This is a genomic window from Cuspidothrix issatschenkoi CHARLIE-1, from assembly GCF_002934005.1.
GTDB classification, from domain to species: Bacteria; Cyanobacteriota; Cyanobacteriia; order Cyanobacteriales; family Nostocaceae; genus Cuspidothrix; species Cuspidothrix issatschenkoi.
Genome location: NZ_PGEM01000063.1, coordinates 7,346 through 20,010 on the forward strand (window position 1 = coordinate 7,346; position 12,665 = coordinate 20,010).

Below are 12,665 nucleotides of genomic sequence, written 5' to 3' on the forward strand. Positions count from 1 at the left end.
AGTTGAAACTGTTACCTGTTCCCTATTCCCTATTCCCTCTCCTCACAGACAACTTTTTCAGCAACCCCTATTTAGTATTTGCATTGTCACCATAGATGGCCAAATTTATAAAGTTGGCGATTTTGAGCAACTGTTTACTATCCAGTCAATTTCTCAGGTCTTTGTCTACGGGCAAGCGTTAGAAGATCATGGTAGGGATTATGTTTTAACTAGAGTTGGTGTAGAACCGACAGGAGAGGCTTTCAACGCCATTATTCTTGATAAACAATCTAAATGTCTTTACAACCCTATAGTCAATGCTGGCACTATAGCCACTACCAGTTTAATTAAAGGTAATGGAACTACGGATAGCTAAAGTCTCCCGTTAAGGATACAAGATTTACAGGATCAAGCCTTCGCGGATCTGATAACACCGATTGCTATACAATAAACAAAAAGACTTTTATAAAAGGTGTCCGTAGAAAAATGTCTAAAACCGTTGCTGACGTGATGACTAGTGATCCTATTCTCGTCCGTCCTGAAACTCCATTAAAAGAAGCTATTCAAATTTTGGCTGAAAAACGAATTAGCGGTTTACCTGTCATTGATGATGCGGGTAAATTAGTAGGAATTATCTCCGAAACTGACTTGATGTGGCAAGAAACTGGAGTGACTCCACCTGCATACATCATGATTTTGGATAGTGTGATTTATTTACAAAATCCTGCTACTTATGAACGAGATTTACATAAAGCTTTAGGACAAACTGTAGGGGAAGTTATGAGTAAAAACCCCCGGACTATTTCTCCTGAAAAACCCTTAAGAGAAGCAGCAAAATTGATACAAGATCACAAAGTTCACCGTCTCCCAGTCCTTGACAACGCGGGTCAGGTGATTGGTATTCTGACTCGTGGTGATATTATTCGCGCTATGGCCGCAGAATAGGTAACGGTTGACTGTTGACTGTTAGCAGTCACCAATTACCACCAAATAAATAATTTAGGATAATTTAATGAGTGTTTCTGCTGAGAGTATAAAAGAATTACTGAGTTCAGAAGATTTAGGCGATCGCTTGCGTGCAGTTAACCAAATTCGGGAATTAGAACCGCAAATCGCTTTAGAATTAGTCCAAATTGCCATTCAGGATAAAAGTGCGCGTGTCCGTTATTCTGCCGTAAGTCAAATGGACACCCTGGGAACACAGGATTTACCATTATCTTTGACTATCTTACGGGGTTTACTAGATGATCCTGAAGCAGATGTGCAATCAGCCGCAGCAGACTGTTTAGGTGCGCTAAAATTGCATGACGCTTTTGAAGACTTACAAAAGCTTTATCAGGAAACACCAGAATGGCTAGTCCAGTTTAGCATTATTGCCACATTGGGAGAATTAGGAGATCCACGAGCTTTTGAATTACTTACTCAAGCGCTCGCATCCGATAATGGTTTAATTCAAACTGCGGCTATTAGTTCCTTTGGTGAATTGGGAGATCCAAAAGCAGTTGCTCTCTTACTTCCATATAGCACTGATTCAGATTGGCAAGTGCGTTACAGAGTTGTGCAAGCCTTAACTCGTTTGGGTAGTGATGAAGCTAAGTCTATTCTAGAAACTTTGGTGAATGATGAAGTAGAAGCTATTTCCAAAGAAGCAAAAGCAGGTTTACAGTTAGTGTAATTTAGTAGTTGCGTTTACTATATAAAGCGCAACTGCTCACCTAATTTTTGATTGATAGACAAACTTTGATCATTAACCACCATATACCTGTGTCCAAGTCGTCAATAAAAATACTATCACCGCACTGATAGCTAAAACACCTTGAATCAAATTCCCCACAACCGTTCCCACAGTAATTCCTATCCCAGCCTTTACCGCAGGCCATAATTGACGTTGGTATAGAAACTCACCCACAATTGCTCCTAACAATGGTCCAAATAAAATTCCTAATAAGGGTCCACCAAAAGGTAAAGCAGGTAGTAATCCAAAAAATCCCAGTAACAAACCCACAAATGCGCCAATTTGTCCCCACTTACTAGCACCAGCTTGTTTTGCTCCGATATAGCCGGCAAGGAAATCAACTCCTGTACTCAGAACTAAAACAATGATTGTCACAATCAGGGGAATTTTAATAGCTGCGAAGGAATTACTCACGATTCCCCAAATAATAATAGATATTAAAATCAAACTACTTCCAGGTATGGCCGGAACGACAGCACCAATAATCCCCACAAACATTACAGCTACTAAGAGTAAATAAATAATTTGCATAATTATTGTCAGAATCAGGATATCCAGGATTAAAGGATGAAGACAGGGATTTTATCACCAATTACCTATTACCAATTACCAAGGGTTGCAGCTAATTTATCGGCAATTCCCGCAATCCAGTTTTCATCTTGTTTAGTGTAACTGCGGGGAGCATTTGCCGCTAAAATTAAAACCCCTTCTTTACCTATAGGTTGACAAATTACACCTTGTGTATTTTCTGGTAAATAGTCAAATTCGATTTTACCAGGATAAACATACAAAGCAACTAGATAAATTGGCTTTTGTGTTTCTAATACTTTTTTTAAAATTGTTCCTGGGACTACTTGCGATTTAGCAGCCAGAATACCACGACGTAATAAAACTTTACCTTGATAGTAGACTATGAGCGATCGCGTAACTGTATTTGTTAATAATAACCGCGATGCCCAGGCTAATTCCTTTTTGGCAGCTTCTGACAATTCTGGATCTAGAAAAAATCCTTCTTCCCCAATGAGTTCTACTGTCTCAGGTGTGCGCGGTTGTACCTGTTGCCAAATTAAACCAGTTAAAATTAACACCCCACACAAAATAACCCCCAGCACATCCCCACGTGCTTGAGAGTTTGTCAGTTCCGGTGTTAATAAGCGATTCATTAACAAAAGTACAGCACCTAAACCCCCAACTACTAAGGGTAAACGCCGTAAAACTCGATTGGGATCTGATTTAGTCATTGGTAAAATTCTTTCACCTCTGTGCCCCTTTGCCCCCGGTTGGTGAGCGTAGCCGTTCGCAAAGCGTGGCATTAGCCATACAACTACTCCCCTACTCCCTGCCTCCTATTCTTCTCCCGGTTCCAGGATGCGTTGGAAAAGATAACCAGTACCTCTAGCGGTGAGAATTAGTTCAGGGTTGCTGGGATCATCTTCTAATTTTGCCCGTAATCGGGAAATATGTACATCCACAACACGAGTATCTACATGGCGTTCGGGAGTATATCCCCATACTTCTTGCAGAATTTCCGAACGGGAAAAAGCTTCACCTGAACGACTGACTAACAATTCTAATAAGCTAAATTCCATGCCAGTTAAGCGAATCCGCTCATCACCTTTATAAACTTGACGCTTATTTGTATCAATCTTGATGGTGCTGACATGAATTACCCCGGAACTAGGAATACCATTTGCACCAGTTTTATCCACCCGTCGCAATACTGAACGAATCCGCGCTTCTAGTTCTTTGGGTGAGAATGGTTTAACGACATAATCATCAGCACCCAATTCTAACCCGGTGATGCGATCGGCCACATCTCCCAGGGCGGTGAGCATAATAATGGGGACATCCGATTCTTTGCGTAATTCTTGACAAACGCCATAACCATCCAGTTTTGGCATCATTACATCTAAAACTACCAGGTCTGGTTCAGCTTTGCGAAATATTTCTAAAGCTTCCTCACCGTCTCCTGCTGTCACTACATCGTAGCCAATCATGGAAAGGCGTGTTTCCAAAATCCGACGAATACTGGCTTCGTCGTCTACTACTAGGATTTTTTCTTTATGACTTTCCAAGTTGTGTCATGCTCCTTAACTAAAATTTTTCATGATTAATTTTAAATATCATAATATTAAGATATCATTACCTGAATTGATTTGGAAAAAGCTCCTAACTATTACTATTATTAAATTTCAGTTTTTTCCAAGAATTAATGAAAAATTAAGATTATTATCTAAAATTTAAGCATGGCAAAGCCAAAAACCATTTATATCTGTAGTAATTGTGCGGCGGAATTCTCCCAATGGTTCGGAAAATGTTCAAATTGTGACACTTACGATTCTTTAGTTGAGCAGAATATTAGCTCTTTCCTGGGTGATATACCTAGCCGGGGTGGGGTGGGAAATTGGCAAGCTGGAGGTCATAGTAAATCTCATGGTAAACCAGCTAAAGCTAGATCATCTCTGACTTTTGACCAAATTAGCGATCGCCAAATTGCTCGTTGGGAGTCCGGTTATGGCGAATTAGATCGAGTTTTAGGCGGTGGTGTTGTTCCCGGTTCAATGGTGTTAATTGGTGGCGATCCTGGTATCGGTAAATCTACTTTACTACTACAAGTATCTAACCAATTAGCACAAAAATATCGTATCCTCTATATTACTGGAGAAGAGTCTGGACAACAAGTAAAATTGCGTGCTTCTCGCTTGGGAATGTCCAAACCTCCTCTTATCGTCACAGAAGATAATCAAAATAAAGATCCGCAAGCGCCAGTGACAAATCCTGAACAACCTATAAATCCTGACAGTATAGGCGCGGATTTATATATATTGCCAGAAACGGATTTAGAAGAAATTTTACGAGAAGTAGACTCTTTGAAGCCAAATGTGGCAGTAATAGATAGTATTCAAACCGTATTTTTACCAGCTTTGACATCAGCGCCGGGTTCAGTGGCTCAAGTCAGGGAATGTACAGCAGCCTTGATGAAGGTGGCAAAACATGAAGATATTACAATGTTAATTGTTGGTCATGTTACCAAAGAAGGCACCATTGCCGGACCGAGAGTATTAGAACACTTAGTTGATACTGTATTGTATTTTGAAGGCGATCGCTTTGCCTCCCATCGCCTATTAAGAACTGTAAAAAACCGTTTCGGAGCAACACACGAAATTGGTATATTTGAAATGGTGTCTCAAGGATTAAGGGAAGTTGATAATCCTTCTGAATTATTTCTAGGCAACCGTGATGATCCGGCTCCGGGTACAGCGATTGTAGTTGCTTGTGAAGGAACAAGACCAATAGTAGTGGAATTACAGGCTTTAGTTAGCCCTACCAGTTATCCCTCTCCTCGCCGAGCAGGTACAGGCATAGATTATAATCGCTTAGTGCAAATACTCGCAGTATTAGAAAAGCGTGTGGGTGTTCCTATGTCCAAGTTAGATTCCTATGTTGCTTCTGCGGGGGGATTAAATGTAGAAGAACCAGCAGTAGACTTAGGAATTGCCGTTGCCATAGTTGCTAGTTTCCGAGATCGGATAGTTGATCCTGGTACAGTATTAATTGGGGAAGTAGGATTAGGCGGACAAGTGCGATCAGTTTCCCAAATGGAACTACGATTAAAAGAAGCGGCTAAACTGGGATTTAAACGCGCTATAGTTCCCAAAGGGACAAAATTCCCAGAAATTGGTATTGAAATATTACCAGTAGGTAAAGTCATAGATGCCATTATTGCTGCTGTACCACATCAGGAATTAACAGAAGAGGATTTAGATCCTGATGAGGATGATTAAAATATACCCCAAATCAGGGACTTCCAGGAAATAAATTATCCAATTTTGTGGGATGGACTCCTAGCCCGTCTGACGTTAAGGGCAGGCAAGATTTGTACTAATAACAGAGAAAAAATCTAGATGCATGGGCAAGTACTAATAAATTACTATTAGGACAATGTAAGGTAGAAGAAAAGTCAAATGAAATAACAGCAATACCGGAACTGATTAAAGCATTAGATATTTTTCCATCTTAATAGTATTTTGTCAATATAATTTAGATGCATTTCCCCTGGGGATAAATGATTGCTTGTGTAGTAGCAAATTATATTTGCCGAAAACCTTTAATACAACCTTTATTTCATTCACAGCCTAATATACTAGAATGATGGATAATCATTATTTCTTGTGACAAATTATGGGTATCCTGCTCAATCAAAAATTTAAAATTACAGTATTTATTGCTACATTATTAGCTGTAGGCTGCATTCATAAACAACCTATTTCCCAACAGCAGAGTATAGAGAATTTATCATTATCCCAAATAAGTAATTCCCCAATTCCCCGATTATCTCATAATTTATTCACTCAAAAACCATCTACTAAAGATGTCAAAAACAATGAAAAATACGTATTTTATTCCGTTATAGATGAATGGCAAAAATATCAATATAGTATCAATGCTAATCAGGTATTAAGAACAGGCAAATTACCAAATGGTCAAATTAATTTTAATCAATCTGATTTATTAACTGTACTAACAAATACCAGAAAATATTTTCAAAAATATTCACAAGAAGACCGTGATATTCAACGTATAGGAATATTAGTCACTCAAGGAGTAACAGTAAAAGACATTCTCAAAACATTAGATTTTATGATCGTAGTGTTACAAGAAGATATTGCTAATAATCGTCTCACTCGCTTACAAAATCCAGATTTTATCAATAATAATTTTCGTGTGATTAAATGGTCTGCTCATAATCCTGAAAATCCCCAACAGAAAAAATTACGCATTACAAAATATGCTGCTTTTATCCATTCCGGTTCTCGTCAAAAAACTTCTAAATATAATATACCTATTTATGCTTTAACAGAAGAATCAAGACAAAATAAATTTTACACCAAATATACTAAACAAGATGTTTTATCAGGTATTTATGAACCTGGAGGTAAAGAATTTGGTAAAGTTAAACCGATTGCTTATTTAACTCGTAATGGTTTAGAAGCAGCATTGATGCAAGGAACAGTTTTAGTTAATTTTACCGACGGAACTAAAGAATTTTTGAACGTAGATAAAAACAATGAAATGTCCTATATTCGCGGGTTGAAAGCCACTTCACAAAAGCGTTATTGGTATTTTAAAGAAGTTGATGCCATTAAAGGTTATGGATATAAAATAGATGCCAAAATATCCATTAAACCAGGAGTAACCTTTGCTGGAGATGTTTTGAATATAGGTTTAGGCAGAATAATTGTCATTGAAGATAATCAAAAACGGTTAAAAATGGGCGTAATTGCCGATACAGGTGGAGCATTTTTACCCAATCTTTATCAACTTGATTTTTTAGCAGGAACTTTTGCTAGTGAAACAGAGTTTGAGAACTATATTCATAAATTACCTGAATATACAAATGCTTATATTTTGGTAAAAAAGTAAGGGAATAGATCCCCGACTTCTTAAAGAAGTCGGGGATCTGAGATGAGATAATTAAATTTACAATCCTGCAAACCATTCATAACCTTGATCTTCCCAATAACCTTTAAAAAGTGACAATTGGTTAGTTAGGGTAATTTGTGTCACCCATTTACTTTGTTTGTAACCAAGTTTAATTGGTGAAGCCAACCGCAAAGGCGCACCATTTTCTACAGGCAAAATTTCGCCATTTTTTTGATAAGCTAATAAAGTTTGAGGGTGTAATACTGAAGCTATATCCCAGCTTTCATAATAACCATCTGCCGATTTAAAAGAGGCATATTTAACTTGATTTTTAGGTTGGGCAAGGGCGATAATTTCCCGTAAAGGAATGCCACCCCATTGGACAATTGCAGCCCAACCTTCTACACAAACATGACGAATAATCATCGAAGTGAGGGGTAAAGCTTGAATATCCGCCAAACTTAGACTAAGGGGATTATTTACCTCACCATCTACAATTAAACGATATTTTTCTAGATCAATAATTGGCGTACCTCGAAAGCTATTAACTATTAAATTATCGGGTTCGATTTGACTCGGCAAAAATTCAGGAACTAGCTTTTGAGGCTGAAATATTAACTCTTCAAATTTCTGATTGAGAGGTTCAGAAAGTGTACCTACTAAATCTGAAAGTGCAGGTGTACCACAGCCACCTAACAAGAAACTCAGACTCGATAAACCAGATATTTCTAAAAACTTTCTGCGGGTAAATTCCTGATTATCCATTTTCACTCCTCAATTAAATTCAGATACAAAAATATTTTTAAGACCCAGATCCGCGACTTCTGAGATCAATTTGTAATTTATCGGCATAATAGACATTTGGTGAAAATTATCGTAGAGACAATTCATGAATTGTCCCTACAAGGGTTTAGTGGTTGTCTAATGAATAAAAGAAGTCGGGGATCTTTAAGATTTACCAAAACATAGATTCTGTGAGTTCATCACCTCCGACTTTTTGACCTAATCGCCAGTGTAGCCAAACAAAAATTAACACCATTGGCACAGAGGCAAAATGAACAATTCTCAATGCTTGCCAACTGCCAAATATATCAACTATCCAAGGAAATTGAGCAGGTTTATACATTCCGATACCTGTAAATATTGCTAGTAATAAAATGGGAATAATTGCTGTATAGAGAAGGCGATGCCAAGCATAGTTTAAACGTTTGTCATTATGACTTTTTTGTAAAGCTTGAATATCATTCTTTCCCACAAATCTATGTTTCCAGCGTTGGGTAATAAAAATATAAATTCCGTAGCAAAAAAGATTGAGAGAAAATAGCCACATAGCTGCAAAATGCCAATCTCGACCTCCAGCTAACCAACCTCCTAAAGTAAAGAGGGGAAAAATATGTACACCATTTCGTCCACCAAAAACAGGATTAGCATTATAAATTTGCAAACCACTGGTAATCATGATAAATAAGCTGATAAAATTACAATAGTGGAAAACTTTTGCGGCGATGGCTTGGGTAGGTAATTTGCGTGGTTTTTGAGAAGAAATCATAGATAGAATAGGAAAAATTTAATTAAGTTATAACTATTTAGGGCAGAATTTACTGACTTTGAATGTTTTGTCCAGTAGGAAACTAAAAACATTCTTAATTCTGGATTCTGGATGATCATGTATTTTACATTGTCATAGTCCGATCACATAACCCCTATTGCAACTGAGTTTTCACGATTACTGCAAAAACATAGTTAAATTAGAAAGAGAAGTGATCTATGGTTAGAGGTAGGTTGTCATCTGCCATTAACCGTCCGCCTCCCTGTTGCCTATTCCCTCTTACCTGATTTAACTTTTAATTTTTGGGATAGAAACCGCCGAACTACTAACAACTGTATTTTAAGATGCTGGCTTTTTTCACACATTTCCGAGATGAATTCGCCTCTGGTCTTTCCAAAGCGATAGCTTCCCTCGCCGAAAACATCGCCAATTGGTGGTCAGAGTTTACGCTTCAGACCAAACTCCTCGCTGTCGCTACCTTGATGGTTTCCTTGGTGATGAGTGGTTTAACCTTCTGGGCGGTGAATACAATTCAGCAAGATGCCCGACTCAATGATACCCGCTTTGGCCGTGACTTAGGATTACTGCTGGCGGCTAATGTGGCCCCTCTGATTGCCGATCATAATCTCACTGAAGTTGCCCAATTTTCCCAACGTTTCTACAGCACTACTTCTAGCGTCCGTTATATGTTGTACGCTGATGAAACTGGACAAATATTTTTTGGTATCCCTTTTTGGGAACCAGAGGTGGAAAATTCCCTCACCATTAAGCGACATATACAGCTACCAGAAGATTATCCTAGCGATGATGATCAACCCCTGGTAAGGCAACATAACACCCCAGATGGTGCAGTTACAGATGTATTTGTTCCCTTAATTGTAAATAAAAAATACTTAGGTGTATTAGCAGTTGGCATTAACCCCAACCAAACCGCAGTTATATCTACTAATTTCACCCGTGATGTTACCATTGCTGTTTTTATCACAATTTGGGTAATGGTGATTTTAGCCGGCGTAATTAATGCTTTAACTATTACTAAACCCATCAAAGAATTGCTAGTTGGTGTAAAACAAATTGCTGCTGGTAATTTTAAACAACGTATAGATATACCATTAGGTGGTGAACTAGGAGAATTAATTTTTAGCTTTAATGAAATGGCAGAACGCTTAGAACGTTATGAGGAACAAAATATTGAAGAATTAACCGCAGAAAAAGCTAAATTAGAAACCTTAGTTTCCACCATTGCTGATGGGGCAGTGTTGATTGATAATAATATGCAAGTAATATTAGTTAATCCCACAGCCAGACGTATTTTTGCTTGGGAAGGTGTAGAAGTTGTTGGTAGTAATGTATTGCATCACTTACCTCAAAGTGTGCAAATGGAAATTACCCGAACTTTATATGAAATGGCCGCCGGTGAATGTGAAAGTGCCGAGTTTCGTATTCCCCTAAAACAACCAATACAACGCACAATTCGTATTCTTTTAACCAGCGTTTTAAATTTACAACGAGAAAGTATTAAAGGTATAGCTATTACCGTCCAAGACATCACCCGTGAAGTAGAATTAAATGAAGCTAAAAGTCAATTTATTAGCAATATTTCTCACGAATTACGTACACCATTATTTAATATCAAAACCTATATTGAAACCTTACATGATTATGGTGAAGATTTAGGTGTGGAAGAACGGCAAGAGTTTTTACAAACAGTTAATAACGAAACTGATAGACTAACCCGTTTAGTTAATGACGTTTTAGATTTATCAAAACTTGAATCGGGACGGACTTACAATTTTGATAAAGTAGATTTACCCCAAGCAATAGAACAAACATTACGGACTTATCAGCTTAATGCTAAAGATAAAGGCATTGAATTATTTCAGGAACTAACTCCTAATTTACCTTTAGTTTTGGGAAATTATGATTTATTACTGCAAGTTTTTGGAAATTTAATTGGTAATGCCCTCAAATTCACTCCGGCAGGTGGTAAAGTAGTTATCCGTGCTTATCAATTAGATGGAACTTCTGATTCTAATTCTCATTATCAACCTGGTAAAGTCAGAATTGAAATTAGTGATACAGGAATTGGTATCGCACCAGAAGATCAACAAGCAATCTTTGACCGCTTCTTTCGTGTAGAAAATAGAGTTCATACCCTGGAAGGAACAGGTTTAGGTTTATCAATTGTCAGAAATATTATTGATAGACATCATACTCAAGTTAATTTGGTAAGTGAGGTGGGTATTGGTACTACTTTTTGGTTTGATTTAGAATTATTTGAGGAAGAAGTTTCATCAACTGTAGAAATTGCACTAGAAGAGTTGGCTATAGAATCTGTTTGATGTAACTAAACTTTTAATAACGAACCACAGAGAACATAGAGAACACAGAGAACATAGAGGAAGTTTATCTGCGTTTAATTATTCTTGAAATTTTATTCAAAACAACCATGAATACTATCCCTGAATCTATCCCCAGTTGGGAAGAAGAATTAGATAACGCCATTTTTACCTTTGACGATATTCAAGCAGAACTAAACTATAAACAAGCTAAAACAGCACTGCGAAATTTAGTTAATAATCTGGATCTTTCTCCGGCGGAAAAATCAGGGTTAGAAATGGAAATTAACGATTTAGAAACCATGCTGGATAAGTTAGAAAGTATGGTAGTACAGATAGCTGCTTTTGGTTTGGTGGGACGTGGTAAATCTTCTCTTCTCAATGCTTTAGTTGGTCAAGAAGTCTTTATTACTGGTCCCTTACATGGTGTTACCCGTGATGCACAAACGGTAAATTGGAGTATTAGTAAAGAGGCTTTAGGAACTTTAAAAGCTACATTACCTAGCAATGGTCAATCCCAAATAGAATTAATTGATACCCCAGGGTTAGATGAAGTAGATGGGGAAACTCGCGCCGCTTTAGCTGAACAAGTTGCTAAACAAGCTGACTTAATTCTATTTGTGATTTCGGGAGACATGACCAAAATTGAACAAATAGCCTTATCCCAATTACGAGAAGTAGGTAAACCAATAATTTTAGTATTTAATAAAGTTGATCAATATCCCGAAACTGACAGAATCACAATTTACGAAAAAATTCGGGATGATAGAGTCCGGGAATTACTTTCACCAGCAGAAATTGTCATGGCCGCAGCTTCTCCACTGGTAAAAACGGCTGTACAACGTCCTGATGGAACTAGGGGTGTAAAATTACAAAAAGGTAAATCCCAAGTTGATGAATTAAAACTAAAAATTTTGGAAATTCTCCATCGTGAAGGTAAAGCGTTAGTGGCTTTAAATACTATGCTTTATGCTGATAATGTTAATGAACAGTTGGTAAAGCGAAAATTGATCATTAGGGAAGAAAATGCTAATCAATTAATTTGGAAAGCAGTTATTACTAAAGCATTAGCGATCGCTCTCAATCCTGTTACAGTAGTGGATATATTAAGTGCTGTAATTATTGATATTGCTTTAATTTTAGGTTTATCTAAACTTTATGGTATCCCCATGACAGAAACCGGTGCTGTCAAATTACTGCAAAAAATCGCCCTGAGTATGGGTGGTATCGGCGCTAGTGAATTATTAGCAAATTTGGGTTTAAGTGGTTTAAAAACCTTGCTGGGTATCTCGACAACAGCAACCGCAGGAGTAACAATTGGCCCCTATTTATCCATAGCTGTCACTCAAGCAGGAGTAGCAGGAGTATCGTCATACAGTATTGGACAAATTACCAAAGCCTATTTAGCAAATGGGGCAACCTGGGGACCAGATGGACCTAAAGCCGTAGTTAGTCAAATTTTATCAACATTAGATGAAACTTCAATTTTAAACCGCATTAAAGATGAATTGCTAACTAAAGTTAGACTGAGAAAAAGTAGATAAAAACTATCAAAATTTAGAAGTCTGAAATAAGGAATTAGGGTGGGGTTTAACAAATATTTGGACTAATAATATAGCAGGGAACAGGGAACAGGGAA

11 protein-coding genes and 1 pseudogene are annotated in these 12,665 nt (G+C 37.5%); 7 read left to right on the forward strand and 5 right to left on the reverse strand.

All coding sequences use genetic code 11. From position 1 onward, the window contains the following. Window positions 1-67: 67 nt before the first annotated feature. From CUN59_RS09415 to nblB, 3 genes and pseudogenes are all read left to right on the forward strand, one after another. Window positions 68-349: pseudogene (locus CUN59_RS09415) on the forward strand (glutaminase); the annotation flags it as partial. Window positions 350-465: 116 nt separating this feature from the next. Beyond that, window positions 466-924 (forward strand): CBS domain-containing protein, encoded by a 459-nt coding sequence (locus CUN59_RS09420; protein WP_104387608.1) that lies wholly within the window; start codon window positions 466-468, stop codon window positions 922-924. Between the two features lie 67 nt (window positions 925-991). Then, a complete protein-coding gene (gene nblB / locus CUN59_RS09425) occupies window positions 992-1,654 on the forward strand; it encodes a phycobilisome degradation protein NblB (protein ID WP_104387609.1) in 663 nt (220 codons plus the stop codon). A gap of 72 nt (window positions 1,655-1,726) precedes the next feature. On the opposite strand, the gene CUN59_RS09430 is transcribed toward nblB, so the two are convergent. From CUN59_RS09430 to rpaB, 3 genes are all read right to left on the reverse strand, one after another. Beyond that, entirely contained in the window at window positions 1,727-2,245 is a 519-nt protein-coding gene (locus tag CUN59_RS09430; protein WP_104387610.1) for a DUF456 domain-containing protein, read from the reverse strand. 68 nt (window positions 2,246-2,313) lie between these two features. Further along, window positions 2,314-2,955: a cofactor assembly of complex C subunit B gene (locus CUN59_RS09435; RefSeq protein WP_104387617.1), complete on the reverse strand. Its 642-nt coding sequence runs from the start codon at window positions 2,953-2,955 to the stop codon at window positions 2,314-2,316. 105 nt (window positions 2,956-3,060) lie between these two features. Beyond that, entirely contained in the window at window positions 3,061-3,789 is a 729-nt protein-coding gene (rpaB, locus tag CUN59_RS09440; RefSeq protein WP_015079764.1) for a response regulator transcription factor RpaB, read from the reverse strand. 171 nt (window positions 3,790-3,960) lie between these two features. On the opposite strand from rpaB, the gene radA reads away from it, so the two are divergent. After that, entirely contained in the window at window positions 3,961-5,499 is a 1,539-nt protein-coding gene (gene radA / locus CUN59_RS09445) for a DNA repair protein RadA (RefSeq protein ID WP_104387611.1), read from the forward strand. Between the two features lie 397 nt (window positions 5,500-5,896). Then, the gene (locus CUN59_RS09455) at window positions 5,897-7,138 is read left to right on the forward strand and encodes a hypothetical protein (RefSeq protein ID WP_104387612.1); all 1,242 of its coding nucleotides are present in this window, start codon (window positions 5,897-5,899) and stop codon (window positions 7,136-7,138) included. Window positions 7,139-7,195: 57 nt separating this feature from the next. On the opposite strand, the gene CUN59_RS09460 is transcribed toward CUN59_RS09455, so the two are convergent. Beyond that, a complete protein-coding gene (locus CUN59_RS09460; protein ID WP_104387613.1) occupies window positions 7,196-7,903 on the reverse strand; it encodes a molybdopterin-dependent oxidoreductase in 708 nt (235 codons plus the stop codon). Window positions 7,904-8,093: 190 nt separating this feature from the next. Further along, window positions 8,094-8,687, reverse strand: a complete 594-nt coding sequence (locus CUN59_RS09465) for a cytochrome b/b6 domain-containing protein (protein ID WP_104387614.1) — start codon at window positions 8,685-8,687, stop codon at window positions 8,094-8,096. 344 nt (window positions 8,688-9,031) lie between these two features. On the opposite strand from CUN59_RS09465, the gene nblS reads away from it, so the two are divergent. Continuing rightward, window positions 9,032-11,029, forward strand: a complete 1,998-nt coding sequence (nblS, locus tag CUN59_RS09470) for a two-component system sensor histidine kinase NblS (protein WP_207765394.1) — start codon at window positions 9,032-9,034, stop codon at window positions 11,027-11,029. 107 nt (window positions 11,030-11,136) lie between these two features. Further along, window positions 11,137-12,570, forward strand: coding sequence for a GTP-binding protein (locus tag CUN59_RS09475; RefSeq protein ID WP_104387615.1), 1,434 nt, complete (start codon window positions 11,137-11,139; stop codon window positions 12,568-12,570). Window positions 12,571-12,665 lie beyond the last annotated feature (95 nt).